This window comes from Amycolatopsis heterodermiae (genome assembly GCF_034929455.1).
Taxonomy (GTDB): domain Bacteria; phylum Actinomycetota; class Actinomycetes; order Mycobacteriales; family Pseudonocardiaceae; genus Amycolatopsis; species Amycolatopsis heterodermiae.
Window position 1 is genome coordinate 378,950 of record NZ_JAYFSI010000001.1, and the last position, 22,182, is coordinate 401,131.

Below are 22,182 nucleotides of genomic sequence, written 5' to 3' on the forward strand. Positions count from 1 at the left end.
TATGAGGGATTATGCTCGTCGACTTCTGCAGGCGTTGGCCGATTCGAGCGCAGCGTTTACCTCGACACCTCGCGTCACCGCTTCAAGCAGACACCTTGGGCGTCTGCTTGAAGCGGTGACTGACGCCTCTCCATCTTTCAATGGCACCCTAAAAAGTGACACGTTTCGGAAGGTTGGCGCGAAATATCCAGCATCATCGGAAATTGGTTCCGACCCTTTAGTTGACGTTGAGCAAGACCTGAATCTTCCAATTGAAACGGATCCTGACCTTCTCGATTTCCTTGCCGCCATGACCATCGGCGAGGTCCGACTGCAGTCACGTTCGTGGATGGATCGCAAGAATCTTTCCGTGGCGATTATGTTCACGGAAAGAGTGATAGCGCTTGTCGAGATTGCAGCGGAACTGCGGGCTGGCTCTTCCGTGTCGCAAACGCCCCTTGACGTCGATCGTATTCTTGCAATTGCTTCTGACTACGCCGGGGAGTTTTCAGTTTTTCCCGGTATTGAGCCACGTGACGCCCCTAAAGATTTCGAAAGCACCGTTTCTGCTGGGCTTTTGCGCTATCAGTATAGGGCAGACCGCGAGAGCGAAGAGAGTGCACACGACTCCAGGGCGCAACTCCTGGATGACCTTGCCCAGATAACTCGTCGCCACAAAAGAGATGCGTCCTTCGCTCTTCATCGACTTCATAGCAAGTGGTTGAATGACGATGACTCCGACTTTCGGAAGCTTTTTGGAGCTTGCGCATTGCGGGACGCCGCCCGACTTGACCTTGCCTTCGAAGAATTGCGTGTCCCACTGTCAGCTGTTTTGTCAAAATTTGCATTATCAAACTCGCGACAGTATCTATTTGCAAAGAAGTTAGTTCTGGTACTGAAACGCGTGTACGAATCACTAGATGATGTTAGTGGTATGGACTTAAGTATGGTCAAGATCGATGACTATGACCTGTCGGGTGTTAACTGGTCTAGCGAGACGGTATGGCCATTCGGCAGAGTTCGAGAAATTCGGGCACGCTCTGTAGTTATCGACAGGTTGCATTATAGGATTGCGCCAGACAAGACTTCCACCACAACGAGTTTGTATGCGTGAATTTTGTATTGGCTTGGTGACCATGGCATTGAGAGCGCTGTTGCGAATTTTGGCAAGGTAGGCTCGCAAGGCGAACGGATAAGCCAGCCTGCTGCGGAGGTGACGGCACACCGCCCCGATGAACGAGAGGATCGCCGCCCCTCGGCGGCGGACTCGGCCTGGCTCGCCTCATCGTCTCGTTCCGGCCAACCCCGCCGGCCGACCCCGCTCAACCGACACGCCAGCAGTAAGTGGAAAGGAGACCAGCGCGGCGTCCGTGCACATGCCTATCGCAGGTGTGGGATCGCTGGGTTGCGAGAACGACCGGACCCTCGACATTGGCCGCCAAATGCGGCAAGATTCGCCGGCCACCATGCGAAGGCGCAGCCTGCGTGACCTCTTACGAATATCGCAGAAGCGAATATGTGCGGTACACTGGCAGAGTGATCAGATCGACCCAATAAAACGAAATGGTCGCCAGGCTGCTCGGGGCCGTCATCATGAGCGTGGGACCAACGCAGAAGGCGGGTCGTAGGCGGTCAGCACCTCAGCCGGCTCAGGGGGATGCTGTGTCGGAGGACTCCAATCTCCAGACAGTCGCAAGTTCTGCCCTGATCTGCGCGATTGCGTTCGGATCGAGCCGAATCAAGTCCGATACCGAATGATGCCAACTGGCGAGCCTTAAGGCATCTGCAACGGCGCGAATGCGGTGCTGGCGGGAACTCTTCTGAGCCACCGATATCAGTGCTCGGGCCTGCTGGTCGGGGTTGGTGAGGGAGCGGGCGAGGTTCTCGGCGTGGTGAAGGAAATCGCGAGCGCCGTCGAAATTACGGACCTCGGCTGCTGCCCCGGCGACCTGTGCTACAGCCTGGACCTGTTGCTTGGGGCTGGTGATGGAGTGGGCGATTTGCTTGGCGTGTTCGAGGTCACCAGTCCTGGCCACAGCCCCAGCCACCAATGCCAATGCCTGTGCCCGCTGGCCCGAGTTGACGATGGAGAGGCCGATCTTCTCAGCGCGTTCGACCTCACCGGTTCCGACTACGGCCTCGGCCACCGAGCCAAGCGCCTGCGCCCTCCGGTCAGGTTTGGCAATGGAGCGCGCGATCCGTTCGGCATGTTCGTGGGCACCGGTCCTAGCCATGGCCCCAGCCACCGAGGCCAGAGCCTGTGCCTGCTGCTCAGGGTCGGCGATGGACCGTGCGATCCGTTCGGCATGTTCATATTCGTCTGTCTTAGCCACGGCCTCGGCCACCGATTCCAGTGTTTGGGCCTGCTGTTCGGGGTCGGTGATGGAGCGGGCGATCTGTTCGGCACGTTCATGGTCACCGATTCCGGCCACGGCCACGGCCACGTACGCCAGTGCCTGTGCCTGCTGATCGAGGCCGGTGATGGAGCGGGCGATCTGTTCGGCACGTTCGATGTCATCAGTTCCGGCCACAGCCCTGGCGACCGATTCTAGTGCCCGTGCCTGCTGGCTGAGGTTGGTGATGGAGCGGGCGATCTGTTCGGCACGTTCGTGGTCACCGGTTCCGGCCACAGCCACGGCCACGTACGCCAGTACCCGTGCCTGCTGCTCAGGGTCGGTGATGGAGCGGGCGATCTGTTCGGCGCATTCGATGTCATCAGTTCCGGCCACAGCCTCGGCCACTGATTCTAGTGCCCGAGCCTGCTGCCCGGGGTCGGCGATGGAGCGGGCAACCTCCTCGGCGTGACCAAGGAAACCTCGGGCGTGCTCAGGCTCATTAATCTTGCCAACCGCCTTGGCTACCGAGATGAAGGCCCGGCATCTTGCGTAAGGGTCGGCGATGGAGCGCACAATCTGCTCGGCGTGTTCGTGGTCGCCGGTCACGGCAACGACTTCGGCCACCGATTCCAGCGCCCGAGCCTGCTCGGCGCAGCTGGTGATCGAGCGGGCGATCGCCTCAAGGTGATCCAGAGAATCGCGAACGCGTTTGGGATCACCGGCGCCAACTACCGCCCCGGCGGCCGACAGAAGCGCTCGCGCATCCCGGTCGGGGTTTTGGATGGAGCGGGCGATCTTCTCGGCGTGGTGAAGGAGTTTCCAGGCATACTCGTGATCACCGACCTCGACTCCCGCCTCGGCCACCGACGCTAGCGCTTGGGCCTGCCGTTTAGGGTTGGGGATGGAGCGGGCGATCTCCTCGGCGCGTTCCAGGTCGCCGGTCCTGGCCACCGTCTGGGCCACTGGCACCAACACCCGCGACTGCTGGAAGGGGTCGGCGATGGAGCCAGCGATCTCCTCGGCGCGGCGAAGGAGATCGCGGGCACGCTCGAGCTCGCGAGCCTCGGCGATTACCGAGGCTACCGACACTAGGGCCTCAGCCCGTTGGAAGAGGTCGGTGATAGAGCGGACGATCTCCTCGGCGCGTTCGAGGTCGCCGGTCCTGGCCACGGCCTCGGCCATTGACACCAACACCCGCGACTGCTGGAAGGAGCTGGTGAGGGCGCGGGCGATCTCCTCGGCGCAGCGAAGGAGATCGCGGGCACGCTCGAGCTCGCGAGCCTCGGCGATTACCGAGGCTACCGACACTAGGGCCTCAGCCCGTTGGAAGAGGTCGGTGATAGAGCGGACGATCTCCTCGGCGCGTTCGAGGTCGCCGGTCCTGGCCACGGCCTCGGCCACTGGCACCAACGCCCGCGACTGCTGGAAGGGGTCGGTGATAGAGCGGGCGATCTCCTCGGCGCGTTGAAGGTCGCCGGTTCTGGCCACCGCTCCGGCTACCCGCACCAGCGCCCGTGCCTCATAGTTGGGATTGGTGATGGAACGGGCGATCTCCTCGGCGCGGCGGTGGCCGCTCGCCCCGGTCTCGGCTACCGTCCCGGCTAACGACGCCAGTGTCCGTGACTGATCGACATGGTCGGCGATGGAACAGGCAACCTCCTCGGCTTGTTCAAGCAAATCACTCGCTCGGAGATTGCTTCCGAGACTTGTCAACACCCGGTAAATTGATGCTACCGCGTTCGCGCGCGTATCGAGTTGAGAGATGGAGTTGGCCAAAGATTCGGCTCTGTTGAGCTGGCCAAGTGTCGCCCATACTGCTGGCAGATTGGCGGGAATGTTGCTGTTGCGTGCGATGAGGTGGTCGCGGTGGATAGCTAGGCGGACCACGGCGACGAGGTCCGGTGGGTCGTGTGCCGCGATGATGTTGTGTGTTGTGGTGATCTCGGCCAAGACGGCGGCGTCGCCGCCGGAAATGTCGAGTAGACGGTCTTGGCGGGCGGGATCGGCGGCGAGATCCGTCATCCGCTGCCAGTCGCTTGCAGCTTGCAGCATGCGGAAGTACCCGCGCAATAGATATTCCGGCGTGTCGGCTGGCCAAAATTGCGTCCGGTATTGCTCGGCCCAAGTATGCACGCGGTCGCGATAGCCAGCGACGCGAGTGACACCGAGCATCGTCAAAGCCGTGACCTGCAGCTCTTCGTGCCCCAGGAGGAAGACGTCCGGTCCGTCGGCCCGGAAATGGCTGTCGCGGGCCGTGAAGCTGCGCCCGGTCACGGTGCGCAAGTGATCGTGGATTTCCCACTGCGACCAGCCAGTCAGTTCCGCCAGGTCTGGCGCGGACAACCCACCGCCGGCGGCGGCCACCAGGCCGAGCAGATCTTGTTCGGCGACGGTGCCGCGCAGCAGCCGCTTCAGCTCACGGTGCGTCTCCTCCTGGATCGATCGCGCCTCTGCCGATGGGGTCAGCGATCGGGTCGTTGTGTTGTCCCGCAGCGGGTGATGGACAGACACATCGGCCGGGATGGGTGGGTTCGGCCGGCCGGTGACGATGACTCGCATCCCGGCGGGCGGTTCAGCGGGCAACAGGGCCGCGATACTGTGTGAGTCTGGCCCATCGTGGACTCCACGATCTTCGTCTATGCCGTCCACTAGCAGGATGAACTGCTCGCCACGGCGATCGCATTCCTCTGCTGCTTCGATAAGTAGTCCCAGCAGGTGCGCTTCGCGGTTCGAGTCCGTCAGGAATGGTGGCAGAGTATCGCCCAGCAGCGCTAGCAGTTGCTCCATCACGTTGTCGATGAACGCGCCGCGGTCGTTCTGGGCGGCCAATCGTGCGGTAATGAAGAACGACACGATCCGCACTCCGGCCGGGGGATGCAGGACGAACCAGGACATCAGTGCCGACTTGCCCGACCATGCCTTCGCACGTAGATACATGTAGGTGGCCGCCGTCGCCGGCGATGTGCAGAACTCGGCCAGTTCGGCCAGCTCTCCATCCCGACCGAGCAGAACAGGCGGCGCGATGCGCTGAACCTGCTGTCGGTATCGGGTTCTGACTGGGGTGCCGGTCAGCAAGTTGATGTCACCGATGTGGACGCCGGTGTTGGCATACATTTCTGCGGTTGCCGCGCCGCTGTCGGTCACCGTGATCCTTGCCCTGCGGTCAGTCATCCTCTTCCAATTCGGCTGGGTACTAGCCTCCTCGACCGGTCGAGTTAGTCCAGTTGCACACCGCTGACGGCATCTCCGCCTCCGGACGCACGCGCGTCGCCGGTACTTTCGACCCGCACCGAACCGATGTCACTATCAGCCTTGCCGGAGAAGCCGGACACTGCCGTACCACCCAAGGACGCAATCGCCCTACCGGTGTCGGACACCGCGATCGATCGTCGGCTTTTGGGAGCACGGAGCACGGCCCAAACCGCGACGCCAACAGCGGCGACAGCGCCGAGAGCTGACACTGCCGTCGCGACCTTGTTGGCGTCATCCCACCGCGCGACCGCCAACCACACACCCAGCCCCGCCACTACAAGGCAGGTAATGATCAATGCGACACGTCCAACAGTCATATCTTACCAATCGTGGCGCGTCGTCGAAGTGCAACACGTTGGCCGAAGAAGCCTCTTCAGCGGCGGGTCGAGGGGGTCTATCGACACGCGGCCGCGATTAGGCATTGAGGTGACTGCCTGGGCGGCAACGCGCAAGTCCCGTGCTCTCAATGAGCAGGCCACCAAAGACTTCAGCCTCTGCGTCGCACCACTGAGTCACTCATCCAGCGGGGATGCGCAACAGCTGCGATCGACCAGGTCATCACGGCCAGCCGTGACTCAACTACGTTCGGTGCAGCGGCACAAGTCCGGGGGCCCCGGTGAGCGTCCGCACAGTGAGCATACAGACGCCACCACGTGCACGCACCCGTCAACGCCAGGTGCGGGCAGCCAACGTGGCGAGCGAATATCGCCCGACCGAATACGTACACCGCACCAGTAGCTCGCCAAATGTGACAACGGGCGCCGTCATCCCGTCCGAGTCCGCCTTTCGTCCCTGCTGGACACGATGCACCATCGCCATCCGTTCGGGCGAACCTATCCTCACCTTCCGTAACAGCGCGCCGCCCACTCACGATCCTTCTCCCGATTGATCGACTTAGGACACACCGGACGGCACCTTGTGGGTCGCCCGGAGTGCCGAGCAAGGAGAAATCTGTGCGGTTGACGTCGCTGGAGGCTCGGAACTTCCGCTCCTTGAGGGAGGTGCGGTTGCCCGTCCGCGAACACCTGACGGTCGTGATCGGCGAAAACAACGGCGGCAAGTCGAACCTGCTGGACCTGGTCCGTCTCCTGACCGATCCGCTCGACGGACGCCGCGACCGCTACTGGGACGCCGATGACGTCGCACGCATGCCCGGCTCCGGCATCGTCGATCTGGGCGCGACCTTTGCGATGACCTCCCCGACCCAGCTCGGCATCTACAGCCAAGGTGCCCTCGACGACATGGAGTCCGTGCGATACCGACTCACCTACACCGCGCCTGTCGGGTCCGAGACCCGGGGAAAGCTCACATGGGTCGCCGGCGAAGGCAGGTCGAGCGATCGCGATCCCGAGCCTGAAGCCCGTGGACGGTTGCGGCACGTGTACCTCCCACCGCTTCGCGACGCGCAGCGCGAGCTGAACTCCGGCTCGGGCAACCGTCTGCGGGTGATCCTGAACTACCTGCTGAACGAGCACAAAGTCCCGGTGGAGAACTTCGTCGGGGCCGTGAAGAGGAACCTCGACACCCTCCGCACGAGCAAGGAGACAGGGGCGGTCCTTGACGGCGTCGAAAGTGCGGTACGCGCGCCGCTGTCGGACATCTCGGCCGGCGCCAGCCCGCAGGTCGCGGACATCTCGTTCGCCGATCCCGACCTGTTGTCCATCGCGCGATCGCTCCGAATCCGCATGAACGACCAAGGGCTCGATCCTCGCGACATCCGGGGATCCGGGCTCGGCTACGCCAACCTGCTCTACATCGCGACTGTGGTCGCAGAATTACGGACCGCCCGGGATCATGACTTGACTGTCTTCCTCGTCGAGGAGCCAGAGGCGCACCTGCACCCCCAGCTGCAGAGCTTGCTCGTCGAGTACTTGCGAGATGCCGCCGAGGCATCGGCGACATCGCCCGCATCCGCGGAGTACGCCGGCCGAATCCAAGTGATCGTCACGACGCATTCACCGTTGATCGCCGCTTCGGCCGAGGTCGAAGACCTTGTGGTCCTCAAGCGCCATCCGCTTCGAACCGGCGTCGGCCAGCCTTTGGACGGAATGATCGCGGATGAATGGCCGGCGCTCGGCCGCAGTCGCTTCGAATCGAAGGTGATCCCCTTGGCCGACCTGGACCTCAAGGACGCCAGCGGGAAGCTCAAGCGTTACCTCGACGCGACGCGAAGCGCCATGCTGTTCGGTCCTCGCGTCATCCTTGTGGAAGGTGTCGCAGAATCTCTGCTTCTGCCGGTTTTCGCGCGAAAGGTCCTACCCCGCCCCGCCGCGTCACCACTGTTCCGCACAGCTGCCACGTCCACAGCCGACGAGCAGGCCGACCTCGATCGTGGGCGCTGGGCACGGTTCGTCGGTACCACGATCGTGGCAATCGACGGCGTGGACTTCGCCCCGTACATCCGGGTCCTGCTGACCGAAGCTGCCGGCGGACGCATCGCCGAACGAGTGGCGGTGATCACCGACAAGGACCCCGCACTAAGCTACGACCGGGGCGAAAACCTCTTGAGCCTTGCCAGGGAGCTCGGCGCTGAGGACCTGCTTAAGGTCTTCGCCGCGGACCCGACCCTGGAGCCCGAACTTCTGCGTTCGGGGGGAGCTGCCAACTTCACTGTCGCGGAAAAGGCGTTCAACCGGCAGAAGCGCCGGATCGGCCCCGAGGTGTGGACCGAGATCAACGCCTCCACCGACCCCGATGAGCGCATCCGGCTCTTTCAGAAGGCTTTCGAGGAAAAGAACCTTCGCAAGGGAGACTTCGCCCAGGACGTCGCTGAGCTCAGCACGGAGCACGACGATTTCGTCGTGCCCGCCTACCTGAGTGCTGCCATCACGTGGATCGCGGAACCGCAGCCGTGACAGAGCCAGACCCGTACGCGGAAGCCGCTGTCCAGCAACAGCAGGACGCGGTCCGGCACCCGGCGCCGCTTTACGTGCAGGCCTGCCCCGGCGCCGGAAAGACCCGAGTCATCGTCGACCGGCACCTTGCCGAAGGACAAGGCAGACGCGGCCGGGCCGTCTTGTCGTTCACGAACGTCGCTTGCTCCGAGGTCGCGCGGCGCTGCCACGAGGCTGGTAAACCCGAGCTCGCCGAATTCCCGAACTTTGTAGGCACCATCGACACGTTCCTCTGGCGCTACCTCCTCCGCCCGTTTCTGGGATCCGGGAAGCTCTGGCGTCGCATCGATTCGTGGGATCGCATCGATGCCTCGACCGAGGTTGGCACAGGCCCCAACCGCCACAAAGTCTTCCTGAACGACTTCCAGTGGAGCCGCGAACCCGGCGCGGCGAGGTGCACTGCACGGCTTCAGGCAAGAAAGAGGGCGATCAAGAGCTACAACGCCCTCTCCAAGCTTGGTCTCCTTGACGACGCCGCAAAGGCAGCCGTGGACAAGCAAAGAGCTCTGGTTGCCGAGGGCTACGTCACCGGCCACGAAATTCGGATCTTCGCTCTACACAACCTCCAGCGCAGACAAGACCAAATCATCGCGATGCTGTCCGGACGATTCCGCGAGATCGTCATCGATGAAGCGCAGGACTGCTCCGCCCACGACCTGGCGATCCTCGGCCAGCTGCACCACGCTGGCATGCCACTGGTCTTCGTGTGCGATCCGGATCAAGCCATCTACGAGTTCCGCGGCGCCCTTCCCGCTCGGATCCGCGAGTTCGGCAAGTCGCTTGAAGGTCGAGTCGACCTGCGGGGGAACTGGCGCAGTAGCCCCGCCATCTGCGGCCTGGCCGCGACGCTTCGCCCCACAGCCACCGCACGGCCGGCCGACTCCCCTGTCGGACCGAACCGAACCGAGCCGGCGGGCATCCTTCTCATCGGCACCGTCGGGTCGCAGCCCGACGAAGCACTCGCCGTGTTCACCGAACAAGCCGATGCACTGGGTATTCGTAGTGAGAATCGCGTGGTGTTGGCACATGCCGGAACAAGTCTGCCCACAACGACGGGCGCATCCGGCTCTCAACCTCCCGCTCACCACGCAGCACGAGTGGCCTGGGCCGCGGCAGTAGCCAAATCGAACCCCAAGAACGCGACTCTGCGGCACGTCGCCTACGACATCCTCCAGCGGGCACTACTCCGCTACTGGTTCGCTGAGGCCGACACAACCGGCCGCTCCGTGGAGGCGATCTGCGAGCTGGTCGGTCTAGAAACTTGGCGTATCCGTCAACTGTCCGGTCAGTTGATCGGGGCGCTTCCCGACCTCGATCAAGGGACGTTCACCGACTGGTGCAAGGAAGCCGGCCGGCAGCTCGGGCTGCTACCACCGTTTCCCGGCATGAAGCGTCTGGACAACAGCGGCTCCTTGGTCGCCAGGGGAAAGCTGAGGAACAAGACCCCACGAAACGCGAGCGGAGTTCCTCCACGAGGTTCGGCAAGCGGGGTGCGAGCGAGTGTCGTCCATCAAGTCAAGGGCGAGGAGGAGGATGCGGTCCTCCTCCTCATCCCCTCCGACAGCCGGATCGACGGCCTTGTCGACGCCTGGACGACCGGCAATCACCCACCCAACATCGCAGAGAACCTGCGCGTACTTTACGTGGCGGCAACGCGAGCAAAGCGCCTGCTCGCGATCGCGTTGCCCGAGGATGCTCAGGACCTGGTGGCAGCCCATCTCAAGCTGAGGGACGTTCCCTTTGAGCTGACGACGACTCGCCGCTCCGATTAGGAGACATCTGCGAGACTCAACGTCACTACGCGGTGGACCAACCTCGGTGACGTCGAGACGAAGTTCGGTCCGACTGGCCAGCGTCCTAGCAGTCGGCGGATGGGCCACGAGGACCAGTCCGTGAGCCGGAACCGTGGATAGGACGTGCTGGGCCGTGCCGTCCAGGTACACCCATTCGGTAAGACGCTCAGCTGTGGCTCGCAGCCTTTCCTTCAGACGGCAGACTTCGGCAGAAGGCGGGTACGCAGCGGCGAGGACCGGGTCGAGCACGTTGGAGCCAGGTCGAGCTGACAAGCGCGGCTCAGTCACCTCGGCAGCGATCGGCTAGCACAAGTCTGGCACCACCCGCCCGTCACCTGAGAAGGTGATTGAGCTCGGACGCGCGCTTGACGTCCCGCCTGAGTTCTTCACACGGCCGATGACCGACATCCATGACGGGGTCTTCCGATACACCTGGCGCACCCGTGTCGCGCACCGCCGCCGCGCCTGTGCCTTGGCTCCCATCGCTCACGACCTGGCCGTACAGGATGCCGCGACGCGAGTCCTACCGCCCGTTTCCATTCCCGATTTGCCAAGCCGGACCTCGATGCGACCGGGAAAGACATCGAAGGGCTGGCTCAGCGAGTCCGGCAGGCTGGGGACTTGAGGCTGGCCCGCCCCGAGCATCGTCGAACTGCTTCAATCCCACGGGATCGTCGTCCTGCGTCGGCCACTGGACACCAGTCCAAATCGAACACCGCGAACTTCTCCACGGTCCGCTCCGGACGGGTTGGCTTCGGGATGACCAAGCGCCTCCTGCAGGCCCAGCGGAGCAACACCTGCGCCGGCGACTTCCCGTGCGCCCGCGCGATGCCGACGATGGTCCCGTCTTCAAATGTGCCGGTGCGCCCGCTGCCGCGGTAGAACGTGACCCTGATCGAGATCACGCCTGCGACACGATCCTGTGCTCGCGTACCGGGTAGCCGGCCCGGCTCAGTCTGCAGCACATCCGCCCGCCCATGCGGGACGCGTGGACCTTGGCGATCGCCATCAGTTTGCAACGGCCGGCCTGGGTGCCCGCGGCAGGCAGGCCGGTGTCGTCGCGACCCTCCAGAAACCCTTGACTTCGACGTCGGAAAACCCGACACTTGATGTATGGATTCTCCGACAAGCGATCAGGCGGCCACGTTCGCCCGCCTGTTCGGGTCCTGGGGAAAGTCCGCCGCGGCCCCCGCGCCACGGCCACTGGCCCCACAGCCCGGATCGGCGACACTTCCCGTGCGCGCCGTGGCGGCGGCTATGCAGGCCGCCAACGCAAACGTGCTGCTCAGCGGCGGTGTCGAACAACTTCAGGATCAGGTTCACGCGATCCTCGCCGCTGCACAACGGCGGTCACTGCAGGAGTTCGCCGCAGGTCCGGTCGCGATCGACGGCGGTGTGCCGATCGACAGCATGAGTGCGGTCTTCGTGTGCGGCGTGGTCGATCGCGTGCTGGGCGGCGGGGTGTTGTCGAAGTTGGCGAGGCACAGCCGGCCCACCGACTTCGTGAGCACCCGGGCCCTGTCGTCCTTACTGGTCCGGCTCCGGTCGCGAAAGGCGGCATGATGGTGGCCTTGCTATCGGCACCGACGATCTCGGAAGCGTGGCTCGCCGCGGTGCGCGCAGCTGTGCACGCTCCCGGGGGCCGGTCTCTGCATTCCGTTGTTTCCGTCGCTCACCCCGGTCCGCCGGAGCCCGAACTCGTACGGGTGATCGATGATCTTCTCGATGATCGGCGGCAGCACAGCGTGTCGACGGTCGCGAGCACGCTGTTCCCGTCCAACTTGTACGCGGATCCGGGCGTGCACTGGCACCCTGACATGTCGCGGGTGGACCAGCAGCGGCTGGACCTGGCCGCGGAAGACTTGTACGAGACTTACTGCACCGCGCTGCCGGTGCTCCTGGGCGCCGACGGCAACCACCACGGGACGTACTTCGGCCGGCTGGTGTCGTGGCCCGGCAAGAACGGTGACGGCTACAACCAGCTGGCAGTGCGAATTCGCCAGCTCCGAGCTCAACGGCGCAAGGGCAACGCCGTGACGAACGCCGCCGACATCGTGGTCGACGGACCCGCCGAGCTGGCCACGGAGGTGGCGAACGGAAAGGATGCGACGCCCGGGACCCTGCAGATCTACCACAGCCACGACGAGCGGACCAGGGCGTTCCCGTGCCTGGTGCACATCGACATCAGCGTGCTGGACAACCAGTTGAGCGTGCTGGCGGTCTACCGGCACTGGCACCTGATCACCAAGGCGCTCGGCAACCTCATCGGGCTCAGCAGGTTGCAGTACTTCCTCGCGCAGCAAACTGGCTACGACGTCGGCGAACTGGTGGTGCACGGGACAGTAGTCGCGGCGCAGTTCGGCCAGTTCGGCATGGGCCGGGTACGCCGGCTGGCCGACGAGGCGGCCGCATTGCTGTCCTCGGCGGAGGTGCCGGCGGACCCCGAACCCTCGGTTTCCGGTGTACCGTGACGGCGCTGCTGAGGTCTGGTGTCGACCTGGTCGACGTTCTGCGGGTCGCCGATCTGGTCACCGCCGGCGGAGCCGGTTTCGTAGACAACGTGTGGACGACCGCCGAGCAGGACTACTGCGGTCAGCGCGCCGAACAGCTCGCTGGGCGATGGGCGGCCAAGGAGGCGGCCATGAAAGCGCTGGGTGTCGGATTCCCGGACGTGAGTTTCCTGGACATCGAGGTGTTCGGCGAGACGGGGAAGGCACCGCTGTTGCGGTTGCGGGGAGCAGCCGCGGCCACGGCGGGCACGCTCGGTCTCACCACGTGGTCGGTGAGCATCAGTCACGAACGCGACCTGGCCGTCGCGTTCGTCATCGCAACCGGGACCATGGAGCCATGACCCACGATCAGGACCAGCGGCGTCAGTCCGGCCCGGCCGAGGAGCACCGCGTGCTGGCCGACCGGTTGAAACAGGCGCGCGACACCCTGGGACTCACCCAGGCCGACACCGCCGAGGCGCTCGGGATCGCCCGGTCCAGCGTGGCGGAGCTGGAAGCCGCCAAGCGCAAGGTGAGCGGACTCGAGCTGCGGCGTTTGTCCCGGCTCTACCAGCGCAGCGTGGCCTGGTTGCTAGGCGAGGAAGACGAATCCGACGTCGCCGACCAGGCCCTGTACCGGGCGACGTCGGCTCTGAGCCCCGGCGACAAAGAACAGGTGCTCCGGTTCGCCGAGTTCTTGGCCGCTCAACGGCCGAAGCCGGGACAGAACAGCGTGGCCCCCCGATCGCGCCCGACACCGCCGAGCGAACCATGACGCGGCCGGGCAACGTGGCGGCCATGGTAGCCGCCGACCGCCTGCTGAACGACCTGGCGCTAGCTGGGGACGAGCCGGTCGACGTGTTCGGTGCGATCGCGCAGCTCGGGCTGGAACTGGCGATCGTTCCGCTCGACAACCTGCTGGGTGCGATGCTGCCGCGTGACGGCGGAATACTCGTCACGTCGAACCGCACTTCCCGGCTGCAGCGCTACACCGCCGCTCACGAGATCGGTCACTGGGTGCTGCACCGGGCGAAACCCGCGATAGACACCGAGATCGAAATTCTGCGAACCACGACCGAACAGGAGCTTCAGGCGCAGCTGTTCGCGGCGTACTTCCTGATGCCCCCGCCGCTCGTCGAAGCCGTCTTGAACCGGTACGAGCTCAGGGGGCGCCGGATCACCCCCGAGTGCCTCTACCTGGCCAGCCGCGACATGCACGTGAGCTACGAAGCCGCCGCGTTCCGGTTCCGCGCGGCCAAAGTGATCTCCGATGCCGACTTCGCGGATCTGACCGCCGTGAGCCGCCTCGACGCGCTGCGACGCCTGTTCGGCCGGCGTCCGGTCGACGGCAACGCCGATCTGTGGCACCGGGGATATTCTCCGCACCCCGAGCAGATCGAGATCTCCGAACACGACGAGGTCCTCGTCGAGCTGCCCGAGAACCGCAGTTCAGGCTGGCGGTGGCTGGACGACGAAGGTCTGCGGAACCGATCCGGGCGAACGCGCCGGCCGCGGCCGGTACCACCCCAGGCGTCGACCGGCACCGAAACACCCGTGCTCGCACTCGACCGACCGCCCATTTCCTCATCGGTCGAGCCCGCCGACGCCGAGTCCACCCGAATGGTCGACGACACCTACTTCCCCGTGGCCGTCCCGGCACAGTCGCGCGCGTTGGTCGCGGCACGGCGTCTGCGCGTGACTACCCCAGCACCAACGGACATCGCCATCGGAGGTACGGGCAGCCGCAGTGTGGTGCTCCGCGGCGACAAACCGGGAAGGACCACGCTCCGATGGCACTACGCGCACGCCTACGACCCCACGGCCGAGCCCGCGCTCGTCTACCAGATCTCCGTCGAAGTGCAGCCGAACCCGACCGCCGCCTACCGCGCCGGCCGCATCACCGGTGATCACCTCGACGAACGGCGGGACGGCGATCCCGAAGACGAAGCCGCCTATTCGGTGGTGCTCCGATGACCCGCACCGGGCCGCGACCCGGCCGCCGCGCCCTCCGGAACGCCGAACGCCGCGCCGCGGCCCTCGCGCGGCCGGCCGTAGACCTCACCGACCAGATCGGCAGCCCCCTGACCGACCAGGGGCCACGCCCCACCTGTGTCCCGGTCTCCCTGGCATCGACCCACGAGGCGGAACGGCACGCCGATGGCCCCGAAGGATTCCAGGCGGCGATCGAACCGGTGTGGTGGCATTTGCACACCCAAGAGCTGACCGGCCCGGAGGGTGTGCGACTGACCGACGCGGCCAGTGCGCTGACCAGCACCGGCCACTGTCACCGGGATCGCTGGCCCTACGACACCACCCTGGGTGCCGGTACTGAGCCGCCACCACCGGCCGCAGGGAACCCGCCGTGGCTCCGGGCACGGTTGAACCTGCTGCAGTTGGCCCACGACGGCATCGAAGACGCCCTCGAAGACAAGCTGGCCGGCGGTCACCCCGTTGTCCTCGTCCTGGAGATGACCGACAGCTTCCTCGATCCGGGACCGGACGGCCTCGTGGCGGTTCCCGACATCCGGGTACCGAGCGGGGGCTACCACGCCGTCGTGGCCGTCGGCGCCTGGACCGACCGCGACCGTGAACGGGTGCTGCTGATCCGCAACTCGTGGGGTGACTGGTGGGGCGCCGGTGGTCATTGCCTGCTCCCCGTCGGTTACCTGATCAACTTCGCGGTGCAAGCCGCGACCTTGGAGGTAACCGGTGACGCGTGACGACGAGTTCACTTTGGACGGGTACCAACGGGAAGCGCTCCGCACCGACGTGTTGCCCCGCGGGGACGGCACCGACGACCGGTTCGTGCTCCCGCTGCTCGGCCTGGCGGGCGAGGTGGGAGCGCTGGCCACCGAATGGAAGAAGCGCCGCCGTGACACCACCGGCTACCGGGCCTTCACTGACGAGCTACGCGAAGAGCTCGGCGACGCTCTGTGGTACATGGCCGTCCTGGCCAACCGCGCCGGGCTGACCTTGTCGGAGGTGGCCGGGTTCAACCTGACGAAAACGCGAGAAGCGTACGGCCTCCGTGACGTACTCCTCCCGCACGAGCTCTACGACACCGACCGGCCGGGCGAAGAGCAGCTACCGCGCCAGCTCGCCGTGGTTTTCGACGAAAGCCCGGTCGACCGGGGTGGCCACACTGTCGTGGCCGTCACCATGCGTATCGCCAACGACCCGGACACCTCGGTGGGCGACCCGATCGACGACAACTCGGAAACCGACGACGACTATCGCTACCACGACGTTTTTCACCTTGCGCACATGGCGGTGCTGGGCTGGTCGCCGGTCCTCCGCACCATTCTCCACCCCAAGCGCAAACGTCGCGGTGACGCGCGAACGGACCGCATCGAGGACGGCGGGCGCGCCATCGCCATCGAAGAGGGCCTCACCGCGGCCGTGTTCGCCGAAGCCCGCCGTCACACCTACTTCGCGACCGCGGACCGAGTACCGCACGAGCTGGTGAAGACCTGTGCCAGGATGACCGCGCACCTCGAAGTGGCCACACGGAGCTTGGCCGACTGGGACCAGGCAATCCTCACTGGCTACCGGGTGTTCAACCAGCTTCGCCGGCATCGGCGCGGGCGCGTCGATGCCGACATGGTCGCTCGTACCCTCCAGTTCACGCCTATCCCAGCGTAGCCGCACACGCCGTTTCACACCTGCACACGCAGGCCCCACTTCGGCGGGAACCACGCCGGAACCGGTTCGGGAACGGGAGCGAACCGCTGTTTGATCCGGCTGCGCCCGCTGTGCCCGGCGATCGCCGGGTGCACCACGCGGGCGTACTTGTCCACCTCGCAGAACAGGTTCTGGCAGTCGACCAGCTGCAGCGGCCTACCCCACAAACCGGCGAAGTCCAACCCCAGCCGGGCGAAGTGTTCGTGCTGGTGGTCTGCCATGTAGCGGATGACATGACTCTCGATGCCGTCAGAGGCGGGTCCGAAACACTTCCGGATCCCGTCCTTGGCCCCGGGGCCAGCCACCACGAACTCCATTTCGTCGTGCTCGGTGACCTCGGAGTAGTTCAGGTCGATCGCGAACTGGTACGCGAGGAAGTCCCCCATGGCCGGATAAGCCTTCAGGATGCGGAAGACCGACGCCAGCGAATCGCTCGCGGCCACCCGGCCTGCTACGCCGTCGTCCATCATCAGCCGGAGCAACCGCAGGTGGTTGGTGTGTTTGCGAGCACCACCCAGCCGGGGTGGCGGCACCACGTACGCCGCCGAATAGAGGGTACGGCCAGCCGTGAACGCTCGAGTCAGCACCGCGTCGTAGGCGTCCACGTCGAAACTTCGCCATGACAGATCACCGACCTCCTCCTCGAGCAGGAGCCAAGTCGACACCTTGTTGAACATCTTGAACAGCAGGGTGCGGAATACCACCTCCTCCGCCGTCTGCGGGCCACGGTAGGAAACGTGGCGGATCAGGAACTGGCTGACCCGGTCGGCGGCCCGGAAGCAATTGGTGAAGCGGTGGCGAAGCAGCACGGGGTCACGCGTCCACGGGCCCGGCGCGCCGGCCACTCTGGCCGAGTACACCGCTTGCCGCTCCGCAGCGAAACGCCAGTACGTGTCGAACACCGGCGTCGGCGTCAGCGCCCGACTGGCGATCGTCAGGACCGGCGGTGGGTCGGCGTCCTGGTTAGGCAGCGCTAACGGCAACTGCGTCACGTTCGATCGCAGCAGAACAGGGTTGACCATCGTCACCACCTCTTGCTAGATCCTAGCTTCTAGGATCTTGATAGTCCACACTGGGCGACGTGGGTTCGGAAGGTCGGCGCGACGGGCGCTACCAGGTCAACGTGCCGTTGAACGACGCGCACTGGCACGTCGTGCTGACGCAGCTGGCCTTGCGCGACGACGTCTCGATCCCGGAGATGCTGCGGCCCGTGATCATCGGCTTCCTGCGTCGCCAGCTCGCCGCGGATCCCCACCTCCGAGACGCGGTGGCTAGCCTCGAACAGGCCAAGCAACTGCGTCGGTAACCCAAAATTCGCCCTCACCGTCATCGCAAGTTTGCCGTCCAGAAAGTACCGGGCAGACGACGGCGCCAACATTGCGCAACATGTCGAGAAACGGCGTTGTCCGACGTCACTCGTCGCCATCCGACGTGGGCAGGCAGGGACTCTCAACCAGCGGAATGGAGCTTGCGTGGTACCTCAGCCGAGCTCGACTGGGCCTCGCTAAGACACCCTCGCTGAACGTTCTCTGAGCGAACCACCGCTACCAGCTCCCGTGACGCCTTCGCGCCAACCCGAAGCTGCTTCCGCAGAGTCTCTGCAGAGATGGGACGCCGGTAGCACTGCCAGTGTTCAGCATCCGCCTGACGCGCGCGTTCCAAGAGTTCCCTGTCGTCAAGCTCAGCGGGCCCGCCGGACGCTGCCCCCAACTGCTTGTCGTACTGCGAGCCTGTCGGGTCCTCAACGAGATCGTCATCCACCAAGTCCGCAGGCGTAGCCAGGGGCGGCTGCACCGATCCGAGATCGATATTCGCGGCGCGCAGCGCGCGAAAGAGGCCGGGACCCGTATCAGCCCAACCGATCAGCAGGAGCGGGCCAACCGAGTCGAAGGCGGCTTTGCCCCACTGACCAGCGAATATCGGGTCAGCGATGTTCAACAGCAGGGTTACGGCGCTCGCCGCCAACAGCAGGCGGCGCGTTGGCCGCAACACATCCTCGCCGGCCCCGGTCAGGGCGAGATGCCGCGTACCGACGAGCAACCCCAGCACCGTCAAATCGACAGCGGGCGCCACCAGCGGCGCCACGAGCACCGGCACCTGCAGCTTCAACGCCAGGTTCAACACGTTCCCGAAGCCGAACAGGAACGATAGGCCGATGACCAGCCCCATCATGATCGTGACAAACCTCGCAACTACCTGCGAGCTGGCGCTCATGACGGGTTCCCGCCCGAGCGGGGTAGCTCGAAGCTCGCCTCGACGACCAACTTACCGACATGAATTCCCTGGTAAGACCCGTTCCCATCCTTCGGCAGTCCTGCCGAGGGCACCCAGTTCTACTGCAAAACCGGCCCCTACCAGCGAATACGCGGTAGGGGTCGATTCATGTCCGGGACTCGGACCAACTCCTCCAAACTTTCCTCCCGCCGGATGTCGAGAACTCCGGACCAGCTCCGTCCCAGGGGTGTGAGCGGCCACGATGGGCCGCCGGACCCCGAGGAGGAGCCGTGATCGAACGGCTGGAGAACGTCGGCGTCGTCGTCGAAGATCTGGACGCCGCGGTCGCGTTCTTCGTCGGGCTCGGCATGGTGCTCGAGGGCACCGGGCCGGTCGAAGGGGCCCGGGTGGACCGGGTCGTCGGGCTCGAGGGGATCCAGCTCGACGTCGCCATGGTGCGGACGCCGGACGGGCACGGGCGGCTCGAGCTGATGCGGTTCCGCTCCCCCGTGGCGGTCGGCGGGCGGCCCGCGACCCCGGCTAATGCGCTGGGCCTGCGCCGCATCCTGTTCGGCGTCTCGGACATCGACGGGCTCGTCGCCGGCCTGCGGGCTCGGGGTGTCCCGATCATGGGCGAACTCGTGCAGTACGAGGACAGCCACAAGCTCTGCTACGTCCGCGGCCCCGAGGGCATCATCGTCGCTTTCGCCGAACGACTTCAGGAGAAATGACCATGGACCAGAACACCATCACCGAAATCCTGAACCGGCCGATCAGCCGGGAGCTGCTGGAGCGCGACCTGACCCGGCTGGCCTACGTCGCCAAGGACGGGACGCCGCGGTCCATCCCGATCGCCTTCACCTGGAACGGCTCGGAGATCGTCCTGTGCACCTCGACGAACGCGCCGAAGCTGCACGCCCTGCGCGCGAACCCGGCCGTCGCGCTCACCATCGACACCGAGGTGCACCCGCCCCAGATCCTGCTCATCCGCGGGACCGTCGAGCTGGACGTCGTCGACGGCATCCCCGACGAGTACCTGCAGATGAACGGCAGCTACGAGATGACGCCGGAGCAGCGGGTCGAGTGGGAGGCCGAGGTGCGGTCGCTCTACGACGGCATGGTGCGGATCGTCGTGACGCCGACCTGGGCGAAGCTGATCGACTTCGAGACGACCCTGCCCAGCGCCGTCGAGGAGCTCGCCGCGCGGCGGGCCGCGCGTCAGAGCGCCTGAGTCCACGGAATCCGCCAAAATAACCCCGAGAAGGAGAAAACGATGGCCAAGTACCTGTTGCTCAAGCACTACCGCGGCGCGCCGGCCTCGGTGAACGACGTCCCGATGGACCAGTGGACGCCGGAGGAGGTCACCGCCCACATCAAGTACATGCAGGACTTCGCCGAACGGCTCGAGGCCACCGGCGAGTTCGTCGAGCACCGGCCGCTGTCCCCCGGCGGCACGTTCGTCCGGTCGGACGGCGAGGGGCGCCCGCCGGTCACCGACGGCCCGTTCGCGGAGACGAAGGACCTGATCGCCGGCTGGACGATCATCGACGTCGACAGCTACGAGCGCGCGATCGAGCTGGCCGGCGAGCTGTCCGCGGCTCCGGGCGCGGGCGGGAAGCCGGTCCAGGAGTGGCTCGAGGTGCGCCCGATCATGACCGTGCCCCCGACCATCACGGAGTGACCCGTGGTGGACGAGACCCTGCTGCGGACCCTTACCCCCGAAGTGATCGGCGCCCTCGTGCGCCGGGGCGCCGACTTCGCGTCGGCGGAGGATGCCGTGCAGGACGCCCTGGTCGAGGCCCTGCGCGTGTGGCCGGACGCCCCGCCGCGGGACCCCAAGGGCTGGCTGGTCACCACGGCCTGGCGCAAGTTCCTCGACGCCGCCCGCGCCGACACCTCCCGGGTGCGGCGCGAGGTGCGCGTCGAGAGCGAGCCCGCGCCCGGCCCGGGCGAGCCGGTGGACGACACGCTGCAGCTGTACTTCCTGTGCGCGCACCCGTCCTTGACGCCGGCCTCGGCCGTCGCGCTCACCCTGCGCGCGGTCGGCGGCCTGACCACCCGGCAGATCGCGCAGGCCTACCTCGTCCCGGAGGCGACGATGGCCCAGCGGATCAGCCGGGCCAAGAAGACCGTGTCGGGGGTCCGGTTCGCCGAGCCCGGTGACTTCGCCACCGTGCTGCGCGTGCTCTACCTCGTCTTCAACGAGGGCTACGGCGGCGACGTCGACCTCGCGGCCGAGGCGATCCGGCTCACCCGCCAGCTGGCGGTCCGGACCCACGACGCCGAGGTCGCGGGCCTGCTCGCGCTCATGCTGCTGCACCACGCCCGGCGTCCCGCGCGGACCGGTCCCGGCGGGAGCCTGGTGCCGCTGGCCGAGCAGGACCGCGGCTTGTGGGACACCCGCCTGATCACCGAGGGCGTCGACATCCTCCAGACGGCGCTGGCCGGTGACCGCCTGGGCGAGTTCCAGGCCCAGGCGGCCATCGCCGCGCTGCACGCTGACGCCCAGACCGCCGAAGAGACCGATTGGGTGCAGATCGTCGAGTGGTACGACGAGCTCGTGCGGCTGACCGGCAGCCCGGTGGCCCGCCTCAACCGGGCCGTCGCGGTCGGCGAGGCCGACGGGCCGCGGGCCGGGCTGGCCGCACTGGCCGAGCTCGACCCCGCGCTGCCCCGCCACACCGCCGTCGCGGCGTACCTGCACGAACGCGACGGCGACCCGGCGCTCGCGGCCCGCCTCTACGCCGAGGCGGCCCGCGCGGCGGCCAGCGTCCCGGAACGCGACCACCTCACCCGGCAGGCCGCACGGCTCAACGCGCTGTTGCGCGGCTGAGCCGGATCCGTTCCAGGAACGGGAAAACCCCGACGTCGACCATCCACATCGGACGGATCGGGGGTCAGCCCTCCGGGGCGTCGTCGAGCCCGAGAAGCCGGGCGAGAACGACCATCTGCTCGGCGTAGTGCTCGATGAACGCCGGCGAGCGGGGGTCGGCCTCGCACAGGCCCTCGATGACGTGCGGGAGCGTGGTGGTCGCCATCGCCGCGGCCATCAGCATGATCGTCAGGCAGGCCGGGTCCACTTCGGGGGGCAGCTTGCCCGCGGCTTGGAGGCCGCGGAGCCGGTCGACCGTGTGCTGCAGCCGCTCCGCCCGGGACGCGTGGTCGGGGTCGGTCTCCGGCCCGGTGTATTCCAGGCCGCCCCAGGCCATCAGCCGGACCCCGTCGGGGTTCTTCAGCGCTTCGAGCGCGTAGAGGCCGATCTCGTCGGCCAGCGTTCCCTTCTCGGGCAGCAGCTCCTCTTCCCGCTCCCGCCAGCGTTCCGAGATCGCCTGGTACAGGCCTTTCTTGCCGTCGAAGTAGTACGAGATCAGTTGCTGGTTGACCCCGGCCCGGGCCGCGATCGCGCTCGTGCGGGCGCCCGCGTAGCCGTGTTCGGCGAACTCCGCGACGGCCGCGTCCACGATGAGCCGCCGGGTGCGTTCCGGATCCCGTTGGCGTTCCTGTGGTTTGGGCGAGCGGCGCGGCTTGGGCTGAGGCACGGCGC

20 protein-coding genes are annotated in these 22,182 nt (G+C 66.0%); 16 read left to right on the forward strand and 4 right to left on the reverse strand.

Going from position 1 to position 22,182, the window contains the following annotated elements; genetic code table 11:
- The first annotated feature begins 1 nt into the window (after position 1).
- The gene (locus tag VA596_RS01940; protein ID WP_323322959.1) at positions 2 to 1,093 is read left to right on the forward strand and encodes a hypothetical protein; all 1,092 of its coding nucleotides are present in this window, start codon (positions 2 to 4) and stop codon (positions 1,091 to 1,093) included.
- Between the two features lie 535 nt (positions 1,094 to 1,628).
- On the opposite strand, the gene VA596_RS01945 is transcribed toward VA596_RS01940, so the two are convergent.
- Positions 1,629 to 5,459 carry a hypothetical protein gene (locus VA596_RS01945; RefSeq protein ID WP_323322961.1) on the reverse strand — a complete coding sequence of 1,277 codons (3,831 nt, stop codon included), beginning with the start codon at positions 5,457 to 5,459 and terminating at the stop codon, positions 1,629 to 1,631.
- Positions 5,460 to 6,520: 1,061 nt separating this feature from the next.
- On the opposite strand from VA596_RS01945, the gene VA596_RS01950 reads away from it, so the two are divergent.
- From VA596_RS01950 to VA596_RS01995, 10 genes are all read left to right on the forward strand, one after another.
- On the forward strand, positions 6,521 to 8,422 hold the full coding sequence (locus tag VA596_RS01950; protein ID WP_323322963.1) for an ATP-dependent nuclease: 1,902 nt from the start codon (positions 6,521 to 6,523) through the stop codon (positions 8,420 to 8,422).
- Positions 8,419 to 10,233, forward strand: coding sequence for a UvrD-helicase domain-containing protein (locus VA596_RS01955; protein WP_323322965.1), 1,815 nt, complete (start codon positions 8,419 to 8,421; stop codon positions 10,231 to 10,233). Before VA596_RS01950 ends, VA596_RS01955 begins: the two co-directional genes overlap by 4 nt.
- 780 nt (positions 10,234 to 11,013) lie before the next feature.
- Positions 11,014 to 11,136 (forward strand): hypothetical protein, encoded by a 123-nt coding sequence (locus VA596_RS01960; RefSeq protein ID WP_323322967.1) that lies wholly within the window; start codon positions 11,014 to 11,016, stop codon positions 11,134 to 11,136.
- A 354-nt stretch (positions 11,137 to 11,490) separates the two neighbouring features.
- A complete protein-coding gene (locus tag VA596_RS01965; protein WP_323322969.1) occupies positions 11,491 to 11,817 on the forward strand; it encodes a hypothetical protein in 327 nt (108 codons plus the stop codon).
- Positions 11,814 to 12,725: a thymidylate synthase family protein gene (locus tag VA596_RS01970; protein WP_323322970.1), complete on the forward strand. Its 912-nt coding sequence runs from the start codon at positions 11,814 to 11,816 to the stop codon at positions 12,723 to 12,725. Before VA596_RS01965 ends, VA596_RS01970 begins: the two co-directional genes overlap by 4 nt.
- Positions 12,722 to 13,105, forward strand: a complete 384-nt coding sequence (gene acpS, locus VA596_RS01975; RefSeq protein ID WP_323322972.1) for a holo-ACP synthase — start codon at positions 12,722 to 12,724, stop codon at positions 13,103 to 13,105. The genes VA596_RS01970 and acpS overlap by 4 nt, the downstream gene beginning before the upstream one ends.
- Positions 13,102 to 13,518: a helix-turn-helix domain-containing protein gene (locus VA596_RS01980; protein ID WP_323322974.1), complete on the forward strand. Its 417-nt coding sequence runs from the start codon at positions 13,102 to 13,104 to the stop codon at positions 13,516 to 13,518. Before acpS ends, VA596_RS01980 begins: the two co-directional genes overlap by 4 nt.
- Positions 13,519 to 13,541: 23 nt before the next feature.
- Positions 13,542 to 14,717, forward strand: a complete 1,176-nt coding sequence (locus VA596_RS01985; protein WP_323322976.1) for an ImmA/IrrE family metallo-endopeptidase — start codon at positions 13,542 to 13,544, stop codon at positions 14,715 to 14,717.
- Complete coding sequence (locus tag VA596_RS01990) at positions 14,714 to 15,463, forward strand: C1 family peptidase (RefSeq protein WP_323322978.1); 750 nt, start codon at positions 14,714 to 14,716, stop codon at positions 15,461 to 15,463. The genes VA596_RS01985 and VA596_RS01990 overlap by 4 nt, the downstream gene beginning before the upstream one ends.
- Complete coding sequence (locus VA596_RS01995; RefSeq protein ID WP_323322980.1) at positions 15,453 to 16,385, forward strand: nucleoside triphosphate pyrophosphohydrolase family protein; 933 nt, start codon at positions 15,453 to 15,455, stop codon at positions 16,383 to 16,385. The genes VA596_RS01990 and VA596_RS01995 overlap by 11 nt, the downstream gene beginning before the upstream one ends.
- A 14-nt stretch (positions 16,386 to 16,399) precedes the next feature.
- Here the strand turns inward: VA596_RS01995 and VA596_RS02000 are convergent, their stop codons facing one another.
- The gene (locus VA596_RS02000) at positions 16,400 to 17,446 is read right to left on the reverse strand and encodes a nucleotide kinase domain-containing protein (protein WP_323325592.1); all 1,047 of its coding nucleotides are present in this window, start codon (positions 17,444 to 17,446) and stop codon (positions 16,400 to 16,402) included.
- 59 nt (positions 17,447 to 17,505) lie between these two features.
- Between VA596_RS02000 and VA596_RS02005 the strand changes: the two genes are divergently transcribed.
- Positions 17,506 to 17,730: a hypothetical protein gene (locus tag VA596_RS02005; protein WP_323322981.1), complete on the forward strand. Its 225-nt coding sequence runs from the start codon at positions 17,506 to 17,508 to the stop codon at positions 17,728 to 17,730.
- Positions 17,731 to 17,873: 143 nt separating this feature from the next.
- Here VA596_RS02005 and VA596_RS02010 read toward each other — a convergent pair whose 3' ends face one another.
- Complete coding sequence (locus VA596_RS02010; RefSeq protein WP_323322983.1) at positions 17,874 to 18,638, reverse strand: hypothetical protein; 765 nt, start codon at positions 18,636 to 18,638, stop codon at positions 17,874 to 17,876.
- A 290-nt stretch (positions 18,639 to 18,928) separates the two neighbouring features.
- Between VA596_RS02010 and VA596_RS02015 the strand changes: the two genes are divergently transcribed.
- Genes VA596_RS02015 through VA596_RS02030 form a run of 4 tightly spaced genes read left to right on the forward strand, consistent with a single transcriptional unit; the run spans position 18,929 to position 21,471 of the window.
- On the forward strand, positions 18,929 to 19,369 hold the full coding sequence (locus VA596_RS02015) for a VOC family protein (protein WP_323322985.1): 441 nt from the start codon (positions 18,929 to 18,931) through the stop codon (positions 19,367 to 19,369).
- A 2-nt stretch (positions 19,370 to 19,371) separates the two neighbouring features.
- Entirely contained in the window at positions 19,372 to 19,869 is a 498-nt protein-coding gene (locus tag VA596_RS02020; RefSeq protein WP_323322987.1) for a pyridoxamine 5'-phosphate oxidase family protein, read from the forward strand.
- A 42-nt stretch (positions 19,870 to 19,911) separates the two neighbouring features.
- Complete coding sequence (locus tag VA596_RS02025) at positions 19,912 to 20,319, forward strand: YciI family protein (RefSeq protein WP_323322989.1); 408 nt, start codon at positions 19,912 to 19,914, stop codon at positions 20,317 to 20,319.
- A gap of 6 nt (positions 20,320 to 20,325) precedes the next feature.
- Complete coding sequence (locus VA596_RS02030; RefSeq protein WP_323325594.1) at positions 20,326 to 21,471, forward strand: RNA polymerase sigma factor; 1,146 nt, start codon at positions 20,326 to 20,328, stop codon at positions 21,469 to 21,471.
- Between the two features lie 64 nt (positions 21,472 to 21,535).
- Here VA596_RS02030 and VA596_RS02035 read toward each other — a convergent pair whose 3' ends face one another.
- Positions 21,536 to 22,177, reverse strand: a complete 642-nt coding sequence (locus tag VA596_RS02035; RefSeq protein ID WP_323322991.1) for a TetR/AcrR family transcriptional regulator — start codon at positions 22,175 to 22,177, stop codon at positions 21,536 to 21,538.
- Positions 22,178 to 22,182: the final 5 nt, after the last annotated feature.